The organism is Algicola sagamiensis DSM 14643, from assembly GCF_000374485.1.
Classification (GTDB): Bacteria; Pseudomonadota; Gammaproteobacteria; order Enterobacterales; family Alteromonadaceae; genus Algicola; species Algicola sagamiensis.
Window position 1 is genome coordinate 195,975 of the sequence record NZ_KB894495.1, and the last position, 22,107, is coordinate 218,081.

25 protein-coding genes are annotated in these 22,107 nt (G+C 40.6%); 19 read left to right on the top strand and 6 right to left on the bottom strand.

Annotated elements, in window-relative coordinates; all coding sequences use genetic code 11:
• Positions 1-74 precede the first annotated feature (74 nt).
• Together C505_RS0110025 and C505_RS0110030 are read right to left on the bottom strand one after the other, a co-directional pair.
• Positions 75-1,442, bottom strand: coding sequence for a DegQ family serine endoprotease (locus tag C505_RS0110025; protein ID WP_018692480.1), 1,368 nt, complete (start codon positions 1,440-1,442; stop codon positions 75-77).
• A 57-nt stretch (positions 1,443-1,499) separates the two neighbouring features.
• The gene (locus tag C505_RS0110030; RefSeq protein ID WP_018692481.1) at positions 1,500-1,961 is read right to left on the bottom strand and encodes a ZapG family protein; all 462 of its coding nucleotides are present in this window, start codon (positions 1,959-1,961) and stop codon (positions 1,500-1,502) included.
• A 155-nt stretch (positions 1,962-2,116) separates the two neighbouring features.
• Here C505_RS0110030 and zapE point away from each other — a divergent pair, with 155 nt between their 5' ends.
• The 10 genes from zapE to C505_RS24300 all read left to right on the top strand — a co-directional run bounded on the left by zapE (position 2,117) and on the right by C505_RS24300 (position 9,857).
• Positions 2,117-3,226 (top strand): cell division protein ZapE, encoded by a 1,110-nt coding sequence (gene zapE, locus C505_RS0110035; protein ID WP_018692482.1) that lies wholly within the window; start codon positions 2,117-2,119, stop codon positions 3,224-3,226.
• 268 nt (positions 3,227-3,494) lie between these two features.
• The gene (gene rplM, locus C505_RS0110040; protein ID WP_018692483.1) at positions 3,495-3,923 is read left to right on the top strand and encodes a 50S ribosomal protein L13; all 429 of its coding nucleotides are present in this window, start codon (positions 3,495-3,497) and stop codon (positions 3,921-3,923) included.
• A gap of 15 nt (positions 3,924-3,938) precedes the next feature.
• On the top strand, positions 3,939-4,331 hold the full coding sequence (gene rpsI / locus C505_RS0110045; RefSeq protein ID WP_018692484.1) for a 30S ribosomal protein S9: 393 nt from the start codon (positions 3,939-3,941) through the stop codon (positions 4,329-4,331).
• Between the two features lie 387 nt (positions 4,332-4,718).
• Positions 4,719-5,306 (top strand): ubiquinol-cytochrome c reductase iron-sulfur subunit, encoded by a 588-nt coding sequence (gene petA / locus C505_RS0110050; protein WP_018692485.1) that lies wholly within the window; start codon positions 4,719-4,721, stop codon positions 5,304-5,306.
• On the top strand, positions 5,306-6,574 hold the full coding sequence (locus C505_RS0110055) for a cytochrome b (RefSeq protein WP_026317876.1): 1,269 nt from the start codon (positions 5,306-5,308) through the stop codon (positions 6,572-6,574). The genes petA and C505_RS0110055 overlap by 1 nt, the downstream gene beginning before the upstream one ends.
• Entirely contained in the window at positions 6,574-7,311 is a 738-nt protein-coding gene (locus C505_RS0110060; RefSeq protein WP_018692487.1) for a cytochrome c1, read from the top strand. The genes C505_RS0110055 and C505_RS0110060 overlap by 1 nt, the downstream gene beginning before the upstream one ends.
• Positions 7,312-7,402: 91 nt before the next feature.
• Positions 7,403-8,035: a stringent starvation protein SspA gene (gene sspA / locus C505_RS0110065; protein WP_018692488.1), complete on the top strand. Its 633-nt coding sequence runs from the start codon at positions 7,403-7,405 to the stop codon at positions 8,033-8,035.
• 37 nt (positions 8,036-8,072) lie between these two features.
• Positions 8,073-8,549: a ClpXP protease specificity-enhancing factor gene (locus C505_RS0110070; RefSeq protein WP_026317877.1), complete on the top strand. Its 477-nt coding sequence runs from the start codon at positions 8,073-8,075 to the stop codon at positions 8,547-8,549.
• A gap of 111 nt (positions 8,550-8,660) precedes the next feature.
• Complete coding sequence (locus tag C505_RS0110075) at positions 8,661-9,605, top strand: hypothetical protein (RefSeq protein ID WP_018692490.1); 945 nt, start codon at positions 8,661-8,663, stop codon at positions 9,603-9,605.
• Between the two features lie 51 nt (positions 9,606-9,656).
• The gene (locus tag C505_RS24300) at positions 9,657-9,857 is read left to right on the top strand and encodes a protein-tyrosine phosphatase family protein (RefSeq protein ID WP_018692491.1); all 201 of its coding nucleotides are present in this window, start codon (positions 9,657-9,659) and stop codon (positions 9,855-9,857) included.
• Between the two features lie 76 nt (positions 9,858-9,933).
• Here the strand turns inward: C505_RS24300 and C505_RS21995 are convergent, their stop codons facing one another.
• From C505_RS21995 to C505_RS0110090, 3 genes are all read right to left on the bottom strand, one after another.
• Positions 9,934-10,350 (bottom strand): hypothetical protein, encoded by a 417-nt coding sequence (locus C505_RS21995; protein ID WP_157368954.1) that lies wholly within the window; start codon positions 10,348-10,350, stop codon positions 9,934-9,936.
• Between the two features lie 330 nt (positions 10,351-10,680).
• Positions 10,681-11,865, bottom strand: coding sequence for a tyrosine-type recombinase/integrase (locus C505_RS0110085; protein WP_018692493.1), 1,185 nt, complete (start codon positions 11,863-11,865; stop codon positions 10,681-10,683).
• A 1-nt stretch (position 11,866) separates the two neighbouring features.
• The gene (locus C505_RS0110090; protein ID WP_018692494.1) at positions 11,867-12,511 is read right to left on the bottom strand and encodes a transcriptional regulator; all 645 of its coding nucleotides are present in this window, start codon (positions 12,509-12,511) and stop codon (positions 11,867-11,869) included.
• A gap of 423 nt (positions 12,512-12,934) precedes the next feature.
• Here C505_RS0110090 and C505_RS0110100 point away from each other — a divergent pair, with 423 nt between their 5' ends.
• The 6 genes from C505_RS0110100 to C505_RS0110125 all read left to right on the top strand — a co-directional run bounded on the left by C505_RS0110100 (position 12,935) and on the right by C505_RS0110125 (position 17,719).
• Positions 12,935-15,616, top strand: a complete 2,682-nt coding sequence (locus C505_RS0110100; RefSeq protein ID WP_018692496.1) for a toprim domain-containing protein — start codon at positions 12,935-12,937, stop codon at positions 15,614-15,616.
• Positions 15,617-16,015: 399 nt separating this feature from the next.
• The gene (locus C505_RS0110105; RefSeq protein WP_018692497.1) at positions 16,016-16,243 is read left to right on the top strand and encodes a DUF5348 domain-containing protein; all 228 of its coding nucleotides are present in this window, start codon (positions 16,016-16,018) and stop codon (positions 16,241-16,243) included.
• A gap of 17 nt (positions 16,244-16,260) precedes the next feature.
• The gene (locus C505_RS0110110) at positions 16,261-16,494 is read left to right on the top strand and encodes a hypothetical protein (RefSeq protein WP_018692498.1); all 234 of its coding nucleotides are present in this window, start codon (positions 16,261-16,263) and stop codon (positions 16,492-16,494) included.
• Entirely contained in the window at positions 16,491-17,081 is a 591-nt protein-coding gene (locus tag C505_RS22005) for an HNH endonuclease signature motif containing protein (protein WP_018692499.1), read from the top strand. The genes C505_RS0110110 and C505_RS22005 overlap by 4 nt, the downstream gene beginning before the upstream one ends.
• The gene (locus tag C505_RS0110120) at positions 17,071-17,409 is read left to right on the top strand and encodes a hypothetical protein (protein ID WP_018692500.1); all 339 of its coding nucleotides are present in this window, start codon (positions 17,071-17,073) and stop codon (positions 17,407-17,409) included. Before C505_RS22005 ends, C505_RS0110120 begins: the two co-directional genes overlap by 11 nt.
• Positions 17,399-17,719, top strand: coding sequence for a hypothetical protein (locus C505_RS0110125; RefSeq protein WP_018692501.1), 321 nt, complete (start codon positions 17,399-17,401; stop codon positions 17,717-17,719). The genes C505_RS0110120 and C505_RS0110125 overlap by 11 nt, the downstream gene beginning before the upstream one ends.
• 140 nt (positions 17,720-17,859) lie before the next feature.
• On the opposite strand, the gene C505_RS0110130 is transcribed toward C505_RS0110125, so the two are convergent.
• A complete protein-coding gene (locus C505_RS0110130) occupies positions 17,860-19,011 on the bottom strand; it encodes a DUF4238 domain-containing protein (protein ID WP_018692502.1) in 1,152 nt (383 codons plus the stop codon).
• Positions 19,012-19,257: 246 nt separating this feature from the next.
• Between C505_RS0110130 and C505_RS0110135 the strand changes: the two genes are divergently transcribed.
• Genes C505_RS0110135 through C505_RS0110145 form a run of 3 tightly spaced genes read left to right on the top strand, consistent with a single transcriptional unit; the run spans position 19,258 to position 22,094 of the window.
• Complete coding sequence (locus tag C505_RS0110135) at positions 19,258-20,178, top strand: hypothetical protein (RefSeq protein WP_018692503.1); 921 nt, start codon at positions 19,258-19,260, stop codon at positions 20,176-20,178.
• A 59-nt stretch (positions 20,179-20,237) separates the two neighbouring features.
• Complete coding sequence (locus tag C505_RS0110140; protein WP_018692504.1) at positions 20,238-21,140, top strand: hypothetical protein; 903 nt, start codon at positions 20,238-20,240, stop codon at positions 21,138-21,140.
• A gap of 24 nt (positions 21,141-21,164) precedes the next feature.
• Entirely contained in the window at positions 21,165-22,094 is a 930-nt protein-coding gene (locus C505_RS0110145; RefSeq protein ID WP_018692505.1) for a hypothetical protein, read from the top strand.
• Positions 22,095-22,107: the final 13 nt, after the last annotated feature.

Genomic DNA, 22,107 nt, shown 5'->3' on the forward strand with positions numbered 1-22,107 from the left:
ATGCCTAAGGATATCAAATCTTCGATCTCGGCGGAAGGGCAGCATGGCTGCCCTTATTTGGTTGGTAAGGCTTTTTAACGGAGTTGAATGAATAACGCAGTGTTTTCACGTATGATATTCAATACCAGTAACCCCTTGGTGTTACGAAGAACTTTGCGAAGCTCTTTGAGATCCGTAACGCGGGTTCTGTTCACTGCAACAATGACATCTCCCTCTTGTAATCCGTAACGCGCAGCGATAGAGCGCTTATTGATATCCACAACTTCAATTCCTTTATCGCCATCACCAGTCTTCCCATTATCGAGTTGAACACCTTCAAATGCTGGGTGAAGGTGTTTTGCGCTCATGGCACCACCTTGCGGCTCTTTCAAAGTTGCGGTGACGGTCTTTTCATCGCCATCACGGATGATACCAATCTTTAACGTTTTTCCTGCACCTATGGTACCGATTTTTGCACGTAGTTCGAAGAACGAGTTGATTTTCTTCCCGTTGATGGATGTGATGACATCACCAGGTTTTAGTCCTGCCTCTTCAGCAGCAGAGTCTTTCATGACTTGCTGAATGAAAGCACCCTTATTGGTTTCGAGCTTCATTGCTTTTTTGAGATCAGGCGTGATTGGCTGGCCGGTGATCCCTAAGTGGCCTCGTTTCACTTCGCCATATTGGATAATCTGATCCACAAGGTTTTTCATCATGTTCGCTGGTATCGCGAAGCCAATCCCGACGTTACCGCCACCAGGTCCAATAATTGCTGTATTGATGCCAATCAACTGGCCTTTTAAGTCAACAAGTGCACCACCTGAGTTTCCTCGGTTAATCGCGGCATCCGTTTGAATAAAATCTTCATAGCCTTCAATATTCAGTCCACTCCGGCCAAGGGCGCTGATGATACCGGATGTGACCGTTTGTCCGAGCCCGAATGGATTACCAATGGCAACAGCAAAGTCGCCAACGCGAAGTTGATCGGAGTCTGCTAACCTCACTTCGGTTAAGTTGTCGGCTTCAATTTGGAGCAATGCAATATCGCTTTCCTTATCGCTGCCAAGTTTCTTCGCTGGAAAACGACGACCGTCTTTGAGGGTGATTAGAATTTCATCTGCCTCATCGACAACGTGGTTGTTTGTGACAACGTAGCCTTCATCAGCATCAATAATGACACCACTACCTAATCCTTTAAAAGGCTGTTCTTGTTTATATTGGCGCGGTGTTCTCGGACCAAAAAAGTAACGAAATGCGTCAGGAACATTCTGTTTGACTTCTCGGCTACCTGCGACAGAGATATTGACGACAGCAGGCGTTGTTTTTTCCAACATCGGTGCCAAGCTAGGTACTTCATCCGAACTTCCAAATGAAAAGGGGAGCTTCGCATGGCTAACCGCGGGAGAAAGGAGTAAAGCAGCACTCAGGATGCTGCTCGCAAGGATATTGACTTGTTTTTTCATATTCGTCGGTTCCCTTTTTTAAAACCATACAGTGTTTTTCAAGAGACTGACGAAGATTTAAGAAAGTTCCGTTTCTTTCTCAACTTTTAAGTCTGACTGCTCATCTTTTGATTCATTGTCACCATTCGCAGAATAATCGATTGGCTGAGTCTCTGGCTTTGGACGAGATTGACGTGGCGCATCTTTTTTAGAGAGCTGTGTTTTGAGGAGCTCGTCCGCTTCTTGAGAAAACATGGAAACATCTTCTACCTTCGGTGGAGATGCCAAACGTTGCTTCGTTTCTTCAATGCGTTTTGTCACTTCAATAAAGTTGCCTTGCAACTCTTTAATTAAATCGGTCGTTTCTTGGAGGTGCTTTTCGACATCAGAACGATAACCATGTAATTCATTTTGGGTCTGCTCAAACTGCTCTTTCAACTGAGTCTGTTGTTGAGCTTGCTGATGAAAACGCGCATAGTAGATAGCGGTGATAACAACACCAATCAGCGTCCCCGCAAGAAAATATAGAGCTTCTATCATGCCTTTTTCCTAATTTCATTCAAAATGTATTTAATTGTATATCGACTGCATCATACAACGAATTTAGGCGAATGTGATCAACGAATTTATGCTCTGTTGCCTAACCCATGTTAGTATTGGGAATATTTACAGCATTTTGTATTACCTGAAGGTCTATGTCAGCCAAAACTCCGTGGGAAAAGTATCAGGAAGATTTGCAGCGTGAGGACTTTAATCACGATCCTGCACAAGCGCTAGCCGTCCAGCACTTACAACGCCTATTCGATGATTTTGTTGCAGAATCAAACAAAGAAAGTAAGCATTCACTTACTCAAAAGATATTCTTTTGGAAAGAGCAGCAGAAAGAACCTTTACAAGGACTCTATTTTTGGGGCGGTGTTGGACGTGGAAAAACTTACCTCGTGGATACTTTCTATGACTGTTTGCCCACAGAGAAAAAAATGCGGGTTCACTTCCATCGCTTTATGCATCGTGTTCATGATGAAATGAAAGCTTTAAAAGGGCAGAAAAACCCGCTACCTGTGATTGCAGAAAAGTTTGCTCAAGAGACAGACATCATTTGCTTCGATGAGTTTTTTGTTTCAGATATTACTGATGCAATGTTGCTTGGTACGCTTATGCAGGAATTGTTCAAAAGAGGTGTCACGCTTGTTGCAACTTCAAATATTGAGCCGGAAAATCTCTATCGAAATGGCCTTCAACGTGCTCGATTCTTACCCGCAATCGACCTTATCTTAAAATATACAGAAGTTGTGAATGTCGATAGTGGTATTGATTACCGCCTGAGAACATTGGAGAAGGCAGATATTTTTCATGCGCCATCTGATGAAGATGCCATTCATAATTTACACACATATTTTAAACAGCTCACGCCTGAATCAACGACGACAACACATGGAATTGAGATCGAAGGACGGATGATTGACACGGTGATGGCAGGTGATGGTGTTGTCTATTTCGATTTCTCTCATATTTGCGAGACTGCTCGCAGTCAAGTGGACTATATGGAGCTCTCCCGTTGTTACCATACTGTTTTGATTCAGAATGTGAAACAAATGGGGGCAATAAATGATGATGCGGCAAGGCGATTTATTGCACTTGTTGATGAGTTTTATGAACGCCACGTCAAGCTTATTCTCTCTGCGGATGTTCCGCTGGAAGCGTTATATACACAAGGCCAACTGAGCTTTGAATTTAATCGATGTATCAGCCGGTTAAAAGAGATGCAATCACACGAATATCTGGCGCGAGAACACTTACCATAAATTTGAACGTGATCTTATCAATGACATGGTGTTTTGTTATGCAGAAAAAAAGGCGTAAAAAACACCATCATTTCCCGGAATAAGGGGTGATCTTTCACCAGACATCGTATATACTCTCGCGCTACCCCGGTTGCATATCATGCGGTGGTTGGTTCTTGAGCCTTTAAGAATGACCATCATTCTGTCTCGAAGGGGACTGGCATGGCGAACGGATCTACACTTATGTGGATCGTTGTGTAACATATTTAGATATTTTGGGTGTTTCCAAATGAAAACGTTTGTAGCAAAGCCAGAAACAGTAAAACGTGACTGGTTCGTCGTTGACGCGGCAGATAAAACTTTAGGACGTCTTGCAACAGAAGTTGCGCTTCGTCTTCGTGGTAAGCATAAGGCTGAATACACGCCTCACGTTGATACTGGCGATCATATCGTTATCATCAACGCTGAAAAAGTGAAAGTGACTGGTAACAAGTACAACGATAAGATGTATTACTCGCACTCAGGTTATCCTGGTGGTTTGAAAGAAGCGAACTTCGCGACACTTCAAGCTGAAAAGCCAGAGATGATCATTGAGAAAGCGGTAAAAGGTATGTTGCCTAAAGGCCCTCTAGGTCGTGCAATGTTCCGTAAGCTTAAAGTGTACGCAGGTGCTGAGCACAACCATGCAGCTCAACAACCTCAAGTCCTAGATCTTTAATAGAGGAGCGTAACAATGGCAGATAATCAATACTACGGAACAGGTCGTCGCAAAAGCTCAACGGCACGTGTTTTCTTAAAAGCTGGTAGCGGTAACATCGTTATCAACAATCGCTCTGTTGAAGAGTTCTTCGGTCGTGAAACAGCACGTATGGTTGTTCGTCAACCATTAGAGCTTGTTGAAATGGCTGAGAAGTTTGACCTTCACATCACTGTTACTGGTGGTGGTACAACGGGTCAAGCTGGCGCAATTCGTCACGGCATCACGCGTGCGTTGATGCAATATGATGAGTCACTACGTCCAACTCTGCGTAAAGCAGGTTACGTCACGCGTGATGCGCGTCGCGTTGAGCGTAAGAAAGTGGGTCTTCATAAAGCACGTAAGCGTCCACAGTTTTCAAAGCGTTAAGAATCTTTTTGGATTCGTGGGAAGCCTGGCATACGCCGGGCTTTTCTTTATTTGTAATTTTTGCAGGCATTTTTATTTCTCTTTAAGACTTTTTACTCGTTTTCTATACCCTTTCCTATACTTATTCCGGGCATTCAATCTGGCTGTATTTTGCTCATATTTTTGTGTGAAAAAAAACCAATGTTATAACATATATATGGCATAAGTCTTATTGTGATGTATCAACTCTTTTTTATATTGAAATATATTGATCATTATCCCTGTCAAATCCTTGTTTTAGTCATGGGTTTTCTTTATGATCCCGGGTATTTTTATAATCAAAAACTACATCTGTAGAAACTCTTCTTTGGAAGCAATTTCATCGAAGTAAAAAGTGGAGAAAAGTGGATGAGCAATGCGCCTGTTGATAACAGCCGCCGCAGATTTTTGACGGTTACGACTGCGGTAGTTGGTGGAGCTGGTGCCGTAGGAGCTGCCGTGCCTTTCATTGCATCTTGGATGCCAAGTGCAAAGGCAAAGTCTGCGGGAGCACCGGTCGAAGCTGACATCAGTAAAATCGAACCTGGGCAGATGATTCGAGTAGAGTGGCGAGGTAAACCTGTATGGATCATTTCTAGAACAAAAGAAATGATAGATGGGTTAGCGAAGCACGAAGATAAGCTGAGAGATCCGGCATCAGAAGTTGAGCAACAACCAAGCTGGGCAAAAAACCGCGGTCGTTCGATTAAAGAAGATATCTTTGTTGCAGTTGGTATCTGTACACATTTAGGTTGTTCGCCAGGTTATTACCCAGGCACATTTGAAGAGCAGGTGGAAGGAGTCCCTGATGGGTTCTTCTGTCCTTGTCATGGTTCGAAGTTTGATATGGCAGGCCGCGTATTTGCAGGTGTTCCAGCCCCAACAAATCTCGTGATACCTCCTTATAAATTCTTGAATGATACCACGATTGTTATCGGTCTTGAGGATACTGCATGATGTTTCAAAAAATAGTTGACTGGATTGATGCTCGCATTCCAATGACAGAAACTTGGAACAAGCATCTTGCACAATACCCTGCGCCCAAAAACTTTAATGGTTGGTATGTTTTTGGTGCCCTAGCTATCCTTGTCCTCGTGAACCAGATATTAACAGGTATATGGCTCACCATGAACTATGAGCCATCTGGTGATGGTGCATTCCGTTCTATCGAATACATCATGCGTGATGTTGATTACGGATGGTTGCTTCGATATCTTCACTCAACAGGTGCATCTGCATTTTTTGTTGTTGTCTACCTGCATATGTTCCGTGGGATGATGTATGGTTCATACCAAAAGCCTCGAGAGTTATTGTGGTTGTTTGGTATGTTGATATATCTTGTTCTGATGGCAGAGGCATTCATGGGGTACCTTCTTCCGTGGGGACAAATGTCTTACTGGGGGGCTCAGGTGATCATCTCCTTGTTTGGTGCTATTCCATACTTTGGGGACGATATTACACTTTGGATCAGGGGTGACTACGTTGTTTCAGGTGCAACCTTAAACCGATTCTTTGCCTTACATGTCATTGCGCTACCACTTGTACTTGTGATTTTAGTTTTCTTACACATTATCGCACTCCATGAAGTCGGTTCAAATAACCCCGATGGTATTGAGATTAAACGAAAAGAAGGAACCGTTCCGAAGGAAGCACAGACAACTCAGTTTACATTCCACCCTTATTACAAGAAGGGGAAAACGATCATTGATGCGATCCCATTTTATCCTTATTACATCGTGAAGGACATTGTTGCGGTTGCAATCTTCTTTATTTTCTTCTGTTACATCGTATTCTTTATGCCAGAAGGTGGTGGTTATTTCCTAGAAAAACCTAACTTTGAGGCGGCAAACCCACTGAAAACACCTGAGCACATCGCACCAGTCTGGTACTTTACGCCATTCTATGCGATCTTGCGTGCAGTCCCAGACAAATTGGCAGGTGTATTATTGATGTTTGCAGCAATCGCGGTACTCGCATTATTACCGTGGTTTGATCGGGGTAAGGTTCGTTCAATCCGCTATCGCTCAGTCCTGCATAAGTTAAACCTTGTACAATTTGTGATTAGCTTTGTGATTCTTGGCTATCTTGGTGTACAGGCACCAACGCCGATGTTTACGCTGATGTCACAGATATTTACACTGACATATTTTGGCTTCTTCTTTGCATTGTTTGTTTACAGTAAAAACGAAGATACAAAACCATTGCCTGAGAGGTTAACGCGCTAATGAAAAAGCTATTATTATTACTCGTTGCGCTTGTTCCTGGGTTTGCATTTGCGGCAGGTGGCAACAATGAACATGTTGTTCATGCTGATATTGATTTAACAGATAAAGCATCTTTACAGCGTGGTGCGCAGTTGTTTATGAACTACTGTCTCGGCTGTCACCAGATGCAATATCAACGTTATGAAAGAACGTTCAACGACCTTGATATTCCGGTTGAAATTGGGAAAGACAACCTGATTTTTTCTGGTGAGAAAGTGGGTAACCATATCACCAATGGTATGGACTCAAAGCAAGCTTCAAAGTGGTTTGGTGCACCACCACCGGATTTGACACTTGAAGCGCGCTTGAGAGGGCCTGATTGGGTATATTCTTACCTGATCTCATTTTATAAGGATCCATCTCGTCCATTTGGGGTCAACAACCTTGTTTTCCCAAATGTTGGGATGCCACATGTACTTGAGGAACTTCAAGGATTACCAACGAAGAAGTTTGAAACTGCCCTGGTTGACGGTGAAAATAAAGAACGCTTCATCGGTTTGGAATCTGATGGTACAGGAAGAATGAGCCCAGATGAGTACAACCAAGCGGCGCTTGATTTGACGAATTTCCTGACATACGTTGGTGAACCAATGCGTCTTGAACGTGAAGCGCTTGGTTATAAAGTTATCGTTTTCCTTCTTGTTTTCCTTGTATTCTCTTATCTGCTTAAGAAAGAATATTGGAGAGATGTTCATTAAGTCCGAAGAGACATTGAGACAATAAAAGATGGAGCAGATCATTTCTGCTCCTTTTTACGTTTAACATATAGAAAACTTATTGGAGGCTAGAATGGCTGTGGCGGCAAACAAACGTCCAGTAATGACGCTTTTTTCAGGCCAGAATGACATGTATAGTCATCAAGTCAGAATTGTCCTCGCTGAAAAAGGGGTGAGCGTCGATATTCATCAAGTGGATACCTCAAATCTGCCGGAAGCATTACATGAGGTTAACCCTTATGGCTGTGTTCCAACTTTGGTGGATAGAGAACTTGGTTTGTATCAAGCGAACATTATCACAGAGTATCTGGATGAGCGCTTTCCGCATCCTCCTTTGATGCCTGTTTATCCCGTAGCAAGAGGCAGAAGCCGTCTGATGATGCATCGTATTGAAAAAGACTGGTATACACTGGCTCAAAAAATCTATGACAATGCGCCAGATTCTGCAAAGGCACGTGAAGATTTACGTGATGGCTTAATGAGTGTTGCACCTATTTTTGCAGAAGCACCATACTTTATGAGTGAAGAGTTTAGCTTGGTGGATTGCTACCTTGCTCCTCTACTTTGGCGTTTGCCACAGCTAGACATTGACCTTTCTGGCTCTGGTACAAAAGAACTCAAAGCGTATATGGTTCGACTTTTTGAACGAGATAGTTTCTTGGCATCTCTCACCGATGCAGAGCGAGAAATTCGCGCAGGTAGTTAAACGCAAGGCGTTCAGTTTTAGGAGTATCAGTACCATGATGACATCAAATCGCCCATATATGATCCGTGCGTTCTACGAGTGGATTGTCGACAATGAGTGTACCCCTTATATTGTTGTTGATGCAACGAAACCGGGTGTCATTGTCCCTCAGCAGTTTGTCCAAGATGGGCAAATCGTGTTGAATATCAACCCAACTGCTGTTGCCTCATTACAGATGGGAAATGATGGGATCGAGTTTAATGCTCGATTTGGAGGACAGCCGATGCGCGTTGTAGCGCCTATTTATGCTGTAATGGCGATTTATGCAAAGGAAAATGGTGCTGGAACCATGTTTTCAGCAGATGAGACTTTTGATGAGCCGGAAGAGTCAATGCTTGAAAATGATGTTCCAGTGGAGCCAACAGAGCCTTCTTTTTCTGCAATCGATGGCGGTGGAAATTATACGTCTGACGATGAACCAGAGGAAGGAAATAAAAAATCCTCGAAGCGCTCACACCTAACCGTTGTGAAGTAAATATCGACTTCATATTGAATAAAAAATCCTCGTAAATATAGCGGGGATTTTTTATGTCTAAATAAAAAGTCTACAGTTTATATATCGCTTTCAATAGAAAAGACTTACGCTATGCAGCATCCTCCAATTCGTATAGAAGATACATTTCGTCGCGAAGACGATCCTAGTATATCTGATATGTATATTGTTGAAATGGATGAAAAAGAGATTCGAGCCGAATTTGATGCATCGATGCAAAGAAGAACTTTTCGTAATTTCCATGTAGACTTTGACGCAATTTCTGGTTTTCGAATTGATAACAACTTCGAATCGATTCATTTGGTAACATGGGGAAAGGGTATTTTTACGCTGCCCTTGTCTTACACAAGCAAAAGTGAACGACTTCTAAGTGAATTTATCCAGCGAGCTGTCAATGTCACGCCAAACTTAAATCATCGACTTGATGCCTATATACCAGGCATCATTCATAAAAAGCTGATTCTTTTTTGTCTTTCAGTTTTACTTTGTTTGATGACTGCTTATGCTATCTATGCCTATCATCAGGCAGAACTTTCGGCGATGATTGATGAGCTAACAGCGGATAACCTATTTAACCTCAGTTTATATTTCATTCTTGCTACTGCTATTGGGATATCTTTCGCAGGTATGGTGTACCAAAAATTGTTTCATCAACTAAATCAAGGTGCGGAAATATTGTTCGATGAGGATTCAGTTTTTTTCGAACGAACGATGCACTTTTTGACTTCAACAATTTACATACCTTATGACCGAATAGCCAATGTCAGAATTAAAACAGAGGAAACAAACCGATCCTACTACGATAGGTATCATAATGGGTTTCTCTTGGAATTTCACGACAAATACATCAAGGGTGGGCATAAAGGATATGATTTCTATCAGAAATTTTATATCGAGCTCTACCTCTGTAGTGGTGAAATTTTTCCTGTTGAGTTCGATTCTTTGCATGATTTACTTATTTTTTGCTTCATTATTCAGCGGGAAATGGAGGATAAGCGTTGTCAAGCAAAGAATGAGATGAAGCAAAAGGTTGCGTAGGTACATTGTGGCTTTGCGCCTCACTTAAGCTTATCGGCCAAGGCCATGAGTATGGACTATACCAGCATCCCCCAACCGGGGATGTGTAGCTTGATCCAATACATTGATGGTATGGACTCAATCCCTGTTATGACGGCATTGTTGCCCTGCGGGATGAGCATTCCACAAACACGCAATAATGATATCCAGATAAAGCGATTGTACTTGCCAAAGTACAAGGCGCAATGGTTTGGTTGGGTTCAGAGAAAGTGAATACTGTGCAAGTATTGTTGGATCTGATTGGGCTGGTGAAGGATATGAATACCCTGCTGGCTAAGCATAACTGATTCTACTTCTGACTATCTTGGTTGTATTGAGTATGAAGTTCCTTGAGTTTTTGGAGAACTGCTTCTGGGTCTTCAAGCTTTATTTTGGGAAGATAAATATGGTATTTGCTTTTTAACAATATGTAGATGACGTTATCAACATCCACAATACCAAACACTTCATTCCAACAAATATAGTTCTCATCACCAGAGCTTCTTTTACAGACGATTTGCTGCTCGGTAAGGCAAATATGCTGCTTATCCCAGTAACTACTATTCTCAGATGGCTGACATTTTTCAAGGTTACTCAACTTCAACTTATATGAAGTTATTTGACCAATACAGTACAGAGAAGAAAAGTAACCACCAATAATGATGATGGATTCCCAGTTAGGAGTATTTAAACTCTGGATGAAATACATCATGAATAATGCAGTCATGAGAATCACTATGAATGAAACACAAGTAAGTGAAGGTGGTTTATAACTGCTTTCGTTTGGAAGAGATAACCATACATTTGTGGCTTTCCTCCAATTATCTAACGTTAATTGAATAGTAAATTCCATAAATCACCAACACCGATTTGGCACTTTTTATTTTTGATTTGGAAAAGGCTCAAGCCCTTGAATACTAAGGAAAGATGGTGGCCCCTCCCAGACTTGAACTGGGGACCTACCGATTATGAGTTCATTGCTTTTGGTAGCTCCAGCCCTTTGTTTATAAGGCTCCTTTAAAAAATGTCACTTTTGAGGACCCTAATGTGACACTACCTATATTTTTGGAAGGGCATCTACAGCGCTTTTTTGTTTGGCTGTTCGTGTATTGAAATAAGAAATCGTTGTTTCGATATTCTCGTGATCAGCAAGTTCTTGCACATCTGTTATCGTGGCCCCGTTATTTAAAAGCCAAGTGATCATTGATGCTCGCATTCCCCAGTGATAAGGTTTAATTGGTGGGAGTCCGCATTTTCGGCATTGCTTTGAAGCATATTTACTAGGCCCTGATCTATCTGCATACCAAGGCTTTCCTTTACCATTATCAAGAAAATAAACTTCACCTGGTTTCCTATGTTTGAGATCTTCCTTTAGAAACTTATAAAGTTCGTCATTGATTGGTTTATTGGGGTGCTTCATTCCCTTATTTGTAAATCCTCTTTCAGGGTTATCTCTTACTCGAATGACCCTTCGTTTCATATCAATCCACTCTATTTTCATTGCATCAATTGCCCCAATTCGCATTAACGTATTGGTCGCCATTACAAATGCTCTCATGAGATTTTGTAAATTTAAAAGTTCACGAGGTCTTTGCTCAGTTTTAAGCTGAGTTTGGATATGATTCTTGAGTTGTTGAAGATGTTCGACAGAATAGGTTTCCATATCTGGTTTGGGCTTTTTCGCTTTCTTCAACTTGATTGGTTTTTCTATCATTTCATTGTCATGAGCCCATGTAAGAAAGACCTGCAACTGTCGCATGTGGTAGTTTTGTGTTGACTTGGAAAGGGGCTTATTTCTGTATCTAGCTTCTTTCTCAAGAAACTTATAGAAGTCGATATTCTTATCTCGATCAAAGTGTTTGAGCGGGTGATCTTCTGTACATTGGAAGTAATATGAAATGGTAGAGGAATAGCTTTGATAAGTTCTTTGGCTTTTTAACTCTTCAACTTCTTCAAGCCACAGTTTTGCTGCGGCTTTCATTGTCATACATTTCTTTTCTTTTTTCTTCTGCTTTCTCTCTAGTTCAACTAACTGCTCGGCATTCTTTATTTCCCACTGCTTTTGCTCATAGAGGTTAATGAGAAACTTGGTTTGCTCATCCAAAGAGAAATGAGAAATATCTTCTATCCGGCAAAGAACTCGGCGAACTCCTTTTCTACCAGCTTTCCATCCCCCCGGAGGGGGAAACTGCCCAAGGTATACACCTCTCTTTTCATCCCTGTAAAACAGCTTCCTAGACATCTTAAATCCCTCCAGCTCTCCAAATCACTTTACCCAAGACTTTGACGTCATTCGGTGAGGCGACAATGGTATCACCCACATCAGCGGTTAAAACGTATTGCTGGTCTGAGTTGATTTGAATACGGCGTAGTAAGCGTTGATGTTTGTACTCAATAATAAATAGCCCTTCACCCGTTTGTTGGTTTGTATCAACAAGTACCATGTGGTTGGTACTGGCAACGGTTGGCATATCATTATTTAAAACAGTATCAAATCTCAGTCCGTCATGAAGTGCGATCCCCGTTAACAATTCGGGATTCACCATAATTTGATTTTTGCCGTCGGTGATATGTTTTATCTTACCCAGTGCTTCAAGGGCTTTTTTCTCTGCGAAGATATTCGCCTCGTGTGTGTAGATCTCACCTTCACCTGTTGCTAGCCAATGAATATTGAATCCACATGGCGTTGATAGTTTGCGAAGTACTGTTGCGCTTGGTTCTGAGCCATTGCGATAAGCAGAAAAAGTTGATTGGCTGAGTTCGAGAAAAGAATACATCTGCTTCGCCGTCATCTTTCCATCCGGGTCAATTTTTTTTCTTGTTTCGTTGAATGCAAAGTCCAATCTATCCGATTGATTTGAAAAACTTTCTGTAGATAGTTCCGCCATATTTCATTCCATATTCGACATCAAGATTAAAAAATACCGTTGACAGGCTCGATATATCGATCAATGATTCAAATATCGATGTCAATCATGTGAAAGCGCGACAATTGGCGCGCAAAAAATCAATATTTAGATTAATAACAATTTTCAGAATCTAAAACAAGGTTTAGGACATGCTTTTTGATATAGCTAACGATGCACTAATAAGCAAAAGGGAGTTCATCGCAAAGTGTGGTGTCAGTCGCAATACACTGAACAAATACCTGCAAATGGACCCGGACGCACCCCAGCCACATGTAACACCCATTGGTGAAATGTACGTTGTCTCTGAAATCAACCGCTGGTTGAGCAAGTACGATCCAGACCTTCGAAATTTCGATTGTGAGATCACAAAAAGCGCCAGAGCGGTAATAAGGGAGACGAACAATGGCTAAATATGTCCTTGAAGAAGAAATTGTGCAGTGCCTTCTCGATGATCATCAATTTTCATTCAAGGAACGAGGAAAGTACTTACAAAACGGGATCTGCCCATCTTGTGGAAAGAAGGAGTTGTTTGTTTCTAAGCAAGACCCAAGAGTCGTGAAGTGTAATCGGCTCAACAATTGTGGCTTCTCTGAACATGTCCGTGAGTTATACCCGGAACTGTTTAACCAGTTTACAAAGCGATTCCCTAAAACTGAGTCTGCACCAAATGCAACCGCAGATGCTTACTTAAAACATAACCGTCAATTTGATATCACAGCAATGGAAGGGTGGTACACGCAAGAGCTTTATGAGTTGCCAGATAGATCGAGAACGGTTCCAACGGTTCGCTTTTATATCGATGACGAAAAAACACGGTACTGGGAACGGTTGATTGATGTTTCCAAGGAACAGGCAAAGCAACGAAATAACATTGCCGGTCGAAGAAAGCATTTTGACTCAAGTCATGAACACTTTGATGAATATCACGGAACCCTTGTGAAGGGAGAGTGGTGGACACCCCCAGGACAGGAAATTGGATCACGGGATAAAGTCTTTTTGGTTGAAGGGATATTCCATGCCATTGCATTGCACTCATGTGGGTTGAAGGTTGCGGCCACATTGATGGCAGGGAACTTTCCTTTTCTCTCAATGCGACCTCATTACGGAAAAAAGATCCATTGGATTTGGGCGCTGGATGATGATCCGGCTGGTCGCGAATTTATGTTGAAGCACCGCGACCGACTTCGCAATGTAAAAGAGATAAGCGGCCTCGCACTCACCGGTAGTAATCTAGATTGGGATGACCTTTATCGCCGAAATAAAATCACGCCTAAGTTTGTTGAAGAATGCCGTTATCGTGGCCGCTTATTTGGTGCGGTCTCTGTCATGGATAAAGCTTGGTATTGGCATCAACATACCAAGCAGTACTTCACTGTACTGGACTTTAATCATGCGTATTTCTGCATTGATGTGAATAAAGACCTTAGCCGTGATTTGGAGCATGAAGGTATTGAGCCGGGAACTGATGATGCCAAACCGTTGTTTATGCGCCATGCCAAGATCACTCAAATATCCAATGTTCTACCCGATTTCCTCTATTGCCGTGTAGCGCAATACACAGGTGAGATCAGTTATGACTTCCAGGTGGCGTTTGCCAATGGTTCTTCCCCCGTTCAAATCAGTTTACCAGGCAGTGCTATTGAAGGACCGGGATCATTTAATAAGGCGCTATTGGCTAAAGCTGCGGGCGCTAACTTTATCGGTAAGTCCAGAGAGTTTAATTATCTGACTCGCAAATGGTTTGGTAAACGAGTGAAGCAGGTCGAAACAATTAGCTTTACTGGATATTACAAAGAATGCCAGGCGTATATTTTTAATGACTTTGCGTATCGCAATGGAAAGCGAATTGACGTGAACCAACATGGTTTTTTTAACCTGGATAAACGCAGCATTAAATCGGTCAGCAGTAGCCTCAGTATTGAAGAGTCGGATCCTTTCCAAGATACCTGGTTATCGAAGTATCACAAAGTGTTTCATGCCAATGGTATGACTGTGTTGGCTTACTGGCTAGGCAGTTTATTTGCAGAGCAGATCCGAAGCCAATACAAGAGCTGGCCGTTTTTAGAAATGAGTGGTGAACCAGGAACAGGTAAATCAACTGTCCTTGAATTCCTATGGCGTTGTTTAGGCAGAAACGACCATGAAGGGATCGACCCTAGCAAAGCGACATTTGCAGCCAGAGCCAGGGCATTTATGCAGGTAAGCAATATGCCTGTTGTTTTGATAGAAGGAGATCGATCGGAAGACAATGCAAAGCGAGCTAGCTTTGATTATGACGAAGTGAAAACCGCATTTAACGGTCGGGCTATTCGTTCAATGGGGGTAATGAATCGCGGCTCGGATACAGAGGAACCACCATTTCGGGCATCCATAATCTTTGCACAAAACGCACAGATTGAAGCCAGTCCAGCCATGATGGAGCGGATCATTCATGTTCACTTTACTCAGGCGCATTTTACCCAGGAAACAGCATTTCTTGCGCCAGTACTCGAACAAATGACAACAAAGGAGTTAGGCGGGTTCTTGCATCGTGCCTTATCGCTGGAGTCAAAGATACTTGCCCAAATGAACAAGCATTATGACAGCGCATTAAAAGGGTTGAAGGCAAACCCGAAGCTGACCAATGTACGATTGATCAAGAACCATGCACAATTGATAGCCATTGCGATGTGCTTGCCTTTGGTCTTCCCAAGTATGACAGAAGACCAGCTGACACAAACTGTATTACATATTGAAGACCGCTGCTTAGCAAGGCATCAATCACTCCAGGCTGACCATCCATTAATTGCCCGTTTCTGGGAAATATACGAATTACTCAATGAAGCACCACCACAACGCGGTTATCGAGATCCTTTAGTCCCAACTGAGCGTTTGAACCATTCCAAGTCAGATGGAGAAATCGCAATTAACCTGGCGCACTTTTACCAGGTGTGTATGGAAAATCGAACAGAAACTATCAATCCATCAGAGCTGAAAAAGCTGCTTCCAACGAGCAAGCGATACAAGTGCATTGAGCAGAACAAATCCATGCGCAGCCAGATATTAGAAAAGACAGTGCGATGTTGGGTATTTAGGAAAAGTTAGAGTTTTTTTTGACTTGATTTCAGATTGAACAATAAAACGGGGAGGGGTTGCGGAAAGAAGTAACAAAAGTGACAGGGTTTAAAAATAGAGTTTATTCACATGATTTATAAAGACTTTTTCTATCACTGAAAAAGTAACAAATAAGGGATTTAGAAGTAACACAAAAGTGATGAATTCAGTAGATAAATCACTTTTTGATGTAACAAGGGTGAATTCATAAATTACTGAAAAGTATAGAAATACTGGTTTTGTCACTTTTTGTGTTACTGAATGTCACCTTTTGAAGTGACAGAGCTGAGGCCAGTAAATATGGGGCTTGTGGGTGTGTTTGATGTGGTGTGTTACTGCTGTCACTTCTTTCCGCAACCCCCCACCAGATTTTTTGATGAGGAGATAACGATGACAAGAAAAGCGAGATCGAAAAACGCCTTTATCAATGCAGTTGGGCGAATCGAATGTAACGGCACAGAGTTTCACTCCGGTGATGTGGTTGAGGTCTTTATTGAAGGCCAATGGCGACAAACCCAGATTGAATACTGCCACCAAATCAAAGGCTATTTCACAACAGATGATTACAAGCTTGTCGGAAACCCAGTGCAGCCAGTACCAGCATGGGTTCGATTTTAACCAAAGAGGACATACCAATGAAAAATAAACTCACTGACTTGAATAACCACTTATTTGCTCAGCTGGAACGCTTAAATGATGAGGATTTAAGCGATGAAGAACTACAAATGGAAATTGCTCGTTCAAAAGCAATATCGGGTGTTGCTCAAAATATCGTATCGAATGCCAAGTTAGCACTAGATGCTCAACAACGTTATCACGAAGGAATGATAGAAAGCGCACCTGTGATGCTGGAGGTTAAGTCATCATGAGATACACACAAGAGCAACTCGACTTTTTACAAAAGGAATACCGGAAACTTTGCGTAGATGAATTAACGATTAAGTTTAACGCTCAGTTTGGTCTAGATAAAACGGATGCTCAAATCCGCTCGACGTTAAAGAATCACAAGATCCGTTCTGGTCGTACAGGTCGGTTTATGACAGGACATCAACCTTGGGTGGCGGGAAAGAAAGGTCTATTGAAAGCTAATTCAGGGACTTTTCAAAAGGGGAATATTCCCAAGAATAAAAAGCCAGTTGGCTCAGAACGAGTCAGTGTTGATGGCTATAGAGAGGTGAAAGTGGCAGAGCCAAATCATTGGGACTTAAAACACCGTGTTGTTTGGCGACAACATCATGGTGACATTTCATCAAGAGACCTAGTTCGTTTCAAAGATGGTGACCGATTGAACTGTGATATCGAGAATCTTTTTCTGGTGAGTCACTGTGAAAATGCATATTTGTACCATCACAACTACAACGCTCACCCATTACAGACAAAGGAAACTGTGATCCTTCTAGCCAAAATGGACGCCAAAGTCAGACAAACTCAAAAGGAGAGTGACCATGCAGAATGAAACAAAACGTGTTGACGAACTGAGTTCATGGTTATTCCACTTATTCCATGGCGATATCATCCCAAAAACGAATCGCCCTGCAATATGCTTAGCATTTTCCTCGGGTTGTTTGCTACATGCTTCTGGTCAAGAGGTCGCGGGCGCATTTATCTGCCGCAGAGCATTGAGTGAAGTGATCAAGTTTGTTCCAGGTTCTCAAGCGAAGTCTCAGGAGGTCATCAAGCGTTTACCAGGACACGAAGAACGATTTGCCAGAAGTGCATCGAGTAACTTGGAAATCAACAAAGCTTTTGTGCGGATCAGTCAAGGAGAGGACGATGCAGCTTAAACCCATACAATCTGCCCAGCAGGAACAGTCTTGCGAAAATACATGTCAGATTTGTGGTGCAAGTAACCGATTGGTAGTGACCTGGCATTTAAGCAAATTCAATCTGCTTTGCTCTGACTGTGAACATGATGAACGAGGAAAAGAGCCCATTGAAAAGTTATTCAGAGAAGCGTTTGATCCGGAAAGCAGTTTGGACCGTGATATTGCCATCCAGTTTATTTCAAGTCTCAAGGCTGTTGCTTTGGCATATAAGAATGGAGAACTGGATATCGGTGACGCGCTTTGTCAGAAATGGGGGATTTCGCTCTGAATAACACTTTCTATTCAATGGGAACCCAGTGCTAGCAAGCCAGCACCAGGCCGAGTTATCAGCCGCCAAGCATGGATAACTCGGCTTTATTATATAACTATATCTTCTACTTTTTCTGGTAGTTACTGCTGATAAATAGCCTAGTTTTGGAGGAACTTTCTAGCGTTCCGCCTAATTTGTCGTTTAGCTTTTTTTAGCTTTATGTTTTCTTTAGAGAAAAACTTCTTTCTTTCACTAGGAATATGTTTTGGTCTTAAGTACCCAGCAGTCGAACCATCAGTAAAAACACTACCGCTTTCTCTGAGCTTTAAGAGTGATGGCCATGATGTGGGTTCTATTTTTAAAATACTCCCCTGTATCATTGCTTCATGGCTACCTGAAATTTTATTCGGATCTGCATACTCATATTGAGTAAGACCATTGTTTGTCTGTTTCATTAGAGCATATTTTGATTCATGCCTTTCAGTAGGTCTTTGTTTAGTCGTTTTGATAATCGAGTCCATTAATAAATCTATATGACTATCTTCTTTTATATATAAATTTGCTTTGCAATTTAAAACCTGATGTTGATTGATCGCTTCAACATCTCGTTCATCGTTAATATTTAAAAGTTTATTTTTATGAGAAACTAAGTACACACTTTTGTCATAGCCTAAACAGAAAATATTTGGGGTAATTGGAAGTAATAGTAGGTTCCCGGCAGAGTATAAACCATAAGGTAAGTTCTTGGTTCGAGTATCATACAAATGCCACCTATTTGAGAGAATTGCGGGGTCGTCAGACGTAATAAATGGTAACTTTGTTTTATTAAGCAGCAAACATACTTCCATATCATCTACCATTGATGGAGACCGTTTATACATTTCCATAGCTAATAGAGCTGCACTTTTTATACTTATATCATGTGAATTTGGATCTTCTCGAGCCAATTTGACCATGTCTATTTGTATTTTAACAGTGCGCTCTGATGCAGCTTCAGTCCTGAGATACTGCAACAACCAAAAGCGTTTAAGATAGAACTCATTCTTTACGGTTAGTTTTAATGAAAGGGTTATTTCTTTTATTGTGGAAGCAAAGGATTGTTCAATAGATTGTATCATGTTCTCTAATACTACTAGCTCTGGGCCTTTTCCATAGAAATAATTTTTTGAACACTGATTTTTGAGAGAAGCAGAGCAAATAACTTTTTTTCTTTCAATATTGTATAGGTTAATACCAATGCCTTCGGAGTTTTTTGAAAATTGTTTTAGGTAGCACCTAGGAACAAAATGCTGATTTTTATTCTGTGCCATTTTAATAGCCCTCTAGGACATAAATAAAAATTTTAGGAAGTGTTATTTCAAAATTAATCACTTACGATAAATTTACGCAAATGTTCAAAGTTCTACTAAATATTATTGAACCTAAAATGTTGACACAGAGGTTTTATATGCTACTATGGCGAAACCTCTGAGAAGTATTTGAATTAGCTTACTTTTTAGTTTGCACCTTGTGAGTGTTGTGGCAGAGGACAGCACTAAGAACTTAAGGGGTAAACTATGTCTTTTTTATCATTTAATGAATTAGTATGTCTTGACGATCCACAAAAATTTCTTGATGAGATTGTTAGCACGTTTTCTGAAAATTTCAGCCTACCAGAACTAGATGCTCGTAAACGAGTTGCATCTCTTTATAAGATGCCCAGTTGGTACAAACTCCAATGCCAATTAGAAGCAAGCTACTATCGTAGGCTTGTTGTAGATGACTTGTATGACAGTTTAAATGTAATACGTGGCTATATAGATAAAGTTGGTTTTCCGCCAGAACAACTTCCTACAAACCTAAAAAGACTTTTAAAAGCAAGTAAGCAGTCTTTGGGCCAAGAGAAACTAACACTTCTCAATTTATTAAATAGTATTTGTTATTTTGATAAGTCAGAGTGGGAAAATCTTCATGATGATTACCTATTGAGATTTGTGCTCAAATTGAAGTCTCTAAATATTAGGATGAACTCTAGATTAGCTGACCAGGTTTTTAGTTTTGTTGAATATAAGCAGCTCCCTGGTACGAGGTTTGAAGTTGGGGACTTAATGGATCATAAGACATCAACTCATTGTTATGTTCGTTATACCAAAGATGCTGATGCAATGTATATTGATGAGATCTACAAGGTAAGGGGCTATGTTGACTTTTCTTCTACTTCTTTCATGGAAATGAGCGCAAGTACTTTAGCTGCAAATATTGAAAACTTTCTGACACAGAATATCGAATTTATCGAGGGATTCATTTTTGAAGTAACTTTGAAAGTAAAAAGTTATGGAATTAACTTTGTTCATGTTGCTTTTGATTGCTTCGATGCAGAGCGGTTTTACCATGAGGTTGTATTGAATAGTAGACTGGGTGAGATTAAACACGAACACTTTTTTGACAATTTTAGTGTGCCCAAAGGGGGACTCTTGAAATTAGTCTTCGTCCTCTAGGTGGAAGCAGTTGAGCTGGTTCTTTAAGCCAGCTCAACTATCAAAAAAGTGAAAGAGTTATGAATATAAATTTTGAAGATCTGATTTCAAGAGAAAACCCTGCTGAGTTGTTGAGTGCGAGCATAAAGCAAGTCGCTACTTCAATGAAAGTCTGTGATAATGATGCAAAAAAGATGATTGCTTCATTTTATAAATATCCTTCCTGGTTTAAGTTTAAAAACCATTTTGATGCGTCGGTAAGACACCATATATGGGCATCAACATTGCTTGAAGACATACGTCTAGTTAAGCTCATGATGAAGAAGGTAGGCTACTGCAAAAGCTTAATGAGTCCTCGCCTTATTTCCCTGATGAATTCAGATGTAAAACAAGTAAAGCGACACAAAATAAATGTCATAGAAGAGCTTGCCAAGAACGCTAAGTCTGGATATGAAATTCAAGAGTCTCTACTTTCAGATGAAATAGACATAGAAAGTGAAATAAGAATGATTGAATATTGGCGCTCATCAATGGAGGTCATCGTACAGCCAAGTTTGTCAGATCAAATTGTAAAGTTTACTTCTTATCAATTGGAATCAAATTTTATATCCAGAAGTATGGATTTACTTGATCATCAATCTCTCCTCCATAGCTACATTCAATTAAATGGTTCGACTTTGTGCATTAGTGAAATTGCTCGGGCAAGGGATCTCTTTGTAAAACCACAAGTACAAAATTTCTTAATACAAAATAACTTACTTTTTGAACGAGTGTTCGTAAATGTAATTGAAAGGCTAAAGAATACGTCAGTGAGCGAGCTTGAATTGATTATAAATGGATATTGCTTTGAAGACCTTTATAGGAAATTAATTTTGGAAACAAAGTTGAGAGGGTTTGAGCACGAAATAATAGGAAATCCAGATAACCCAGTTAGTCAGTTAGATGATTCCGTCAACCCATATATGTTTCGGTTTAAAGTTTAAGTTGTTGCGATAAGAGTAATTCTAATGTCTTACATAACATTTAATGAGCTAGTTGCACTCCAAAATCCTCATGAATCCATCGATGAGTTGGTATCTTCTATTTCTAGCTTGCACAATATTTCATCTAAAGAATCTCAAGAAGTAGTTGCACGTATATTTAAAATGGAGAGTTGGTATAAATTTAATAGACAGCTAACAGCAACAATCAAACATCGAAAGCTTGCATCGAAAATATATGAAGGCATACAAGAAGCAAAGCGAGCTTTTAAAGTTTATAAAGAACCTATGATGGAAGAGATACCTGTTAAAACATTTTCATTTTTAAACGTATCTTTAAAAGAGCTTTATTCTTACCAGTCATCTGTGCTGTACTTGCTTGATAGATTTATTTATCGTGGCAATTGGTGTATTGATCCAGGTAACAATGATGAGTTTGAGTCCTCAAAAACAGAGTTCATCGAGTGGTTGCTATATTTCAATGCAAGATTATACCCTAGCCTTGGTGAACAGATAACTTCCTATTTTGTTTATCTTAAGGTATCTGGTGATCCATTTTCTGTAGGTGATTTGATGGATCATAGAGCATCAATGCACTGCTACTTACGAGCTTCTCATGATAGGAAAGAGATTTTTCTTAGTGAATTCTCAAAATCCGTAGAAGTTTTATCTAGTCCAGATAGGCTTGCGGTTCACAATGTACAAAATTACATGATCCAGCAAAGACAATTTTTTGAGGAGCTTGTAATTTTTATTATTCACTCCCTGAAAGACTTTGGTGTTGAGTCAATCAACATTAATTTCAACTGTAGTGATGTTGATTTTCTATATCAAAAGCTGATTGAAGAAACAAAACTATCTTCATTACATCATGAATACTATCCACAGAAGATACCAGGCATGGATTTTATGCAGTATTTTGATATTAAATTTTCAACTCATCAAAATGATAGTTAATTGACTAATATTT

Coding starts and splice junctions, on each gene's coding strand:
- C505_RS0110025 (WP_018692480.1), bottom strand. CDS start 1,442: ATGAAAAAACAAGTCAATATCCTTGCGAGCAGCATCCTGAGTGCTGCT.
- C505_RS0110030 (WP_018692481.1), bottom strand. CDS start 1,961: ATGATAGAAGCTCTATATTTTCTTGCGGGGACGCTGATTGGTGTTGTT.
- zapE (WP_018692482.1), top strand. CDS start 2,117: ATGTCAGCCAAAACTCCGTGGGAAAAGTATCAGGAAGATTTGCAGCGT.
- rplM (WP_018692483.1), top strand. CDS start 3,495: ATGAAAACGTTTGTAGCAAAGCCAGAAACAGTAAAACGTGACTGGTTC.
- rpsI (WP_018692484.1), top strand. CDS start 3,939: ATGGCAGATAATCAATACTACGGAACAGGTCGTCGCAAAAGCTCAACG.
- petA (WP_018692485.1), top strand. CDS start 4,719: ATGAGCAATGCGCCTGTTGATAACAGCCGCCGCAGATTTTTGACGGTT.
- C505_RS0110055 (WP_026317876.1), top strand. CDS start 5,306: ATGTTTCAAAAAATAGTTGACTGGATTGATGCTCGCATTCCAATGACA.
- C505_RS0110060 (WP_018692487.1), top strand. CDS start 6,574: ATGAAAAAGCTATTATTATTACTCGTTGCGCTTGTTCCTGGGTTTGCA.
- sspA (WP_018692488.1), top strand. CDS start 7,403: ATGGCTGTGGCGGCAAACAAACGTCCAGTAATGACGCTTTTTTCAGGC.
- C505_RS0110070 (WP_026317877.1), top strand. CDS start 8,073: ATGACATCAAATCGCCCATATATGATCCGTGCGTTCTACGAGTGGATT.
- C505_RS0110075 (WP_018692490.1), top strand. CDS start 8,661: ATGCAGCATCCTCCAATTCGTATAGAAGATACATTTCGTCGCGAAGAC.
- C505_RS24300 (WP_018692491.1), top strand. CDS start 9,657: ATGGACTATACCAGCATCCCCCAACCGGGGATGTGTAGCTTGATCCAA.
- C505_RS21995 (WP_157368954.1), bottom strand. CDS start 10,350: ATGACTGCATTATTCATGATGTATTTCATCCAGAGTTTAAATACTCCT.
- C505_RS0110085 (WP_018692493.1), bottom strand. CDS start 11,865: ATGTCTAGGAAGCTGTTTTACAGGGATGAAAAGAGAGGTGTATACCTT.
- C505_RS0110090 (WP_018692494.1), bottom strand. CDS start 12,511: ATGGCGGAACTATCTACAGAAAGTTTTTCAAATCAATCGGATAGATTG.
- C505_RS0110100 (WP_018692496.1), top strand. CDS start 12,935: ATGGCTAAATATGTCCTTGAAGAAGAAATTGTGCAGTGCCTTCTCGAT.
- C505_RS0110105 (WP_018692497.1), top strand. CDS start 16,016: ATGACAAGAAAAGCGAGATCGAAAAACGCCTTTATCAATGCAGTTGGG.
- C505_RS0110110 (WP_018692498.1), top strand. CDS start 16,261: ATGAAAAATAAACTCACTGACTTGAATAACCACTTATTTGCTCAGCTG.
- C505_RS22005 (WP_018692499.1), top strand. CDS start 16,491: ATGAGATACACACAAGAGCAACTCGACTTTTTACAAAAGGAATACCGG.
- C505_RS0110120 (WP_018692500.1), top strand. CDS start 17,071: ATGCAGAATGAAACAAAACGTGTTGACGAACTGAGTTCATGGTTATTC.
- C505_RS0110125 (WP_018692501.1), top strand. CDS start 17,399: ATGCAGCTTAAACCCATACAATCTGCCCAGCAGGAACAGTCTTGCGAA.
- C505_RS0110130 (WP_018692502.1), bottom strand. CDS start 19,011: ATGGCACAGAATAAAAATCAGCATTTTGTTCCTAGGTGCTACCTAAAA.
- C505_RS0110135 (WP_018692503.1), top strand. CDS start 19,258: ATGTCTTTTTTATCATTTAATGAATTAGTATGTCTTGACGATCCACAA.
- C505_RS0110140 (WP_018692504.1), top strand. CDS start 20,238: ATGAATATAAATTTTGAAGATCTGATTTCAAGAGAAAACCCTGCTGAG.
- C505_RS0110145 (WP_018692505.1), top strand. CDS start 21,165: ATGTCTTACATAACATTTAATGAGCTAGTTGCACTCCAAAATCCTCAT.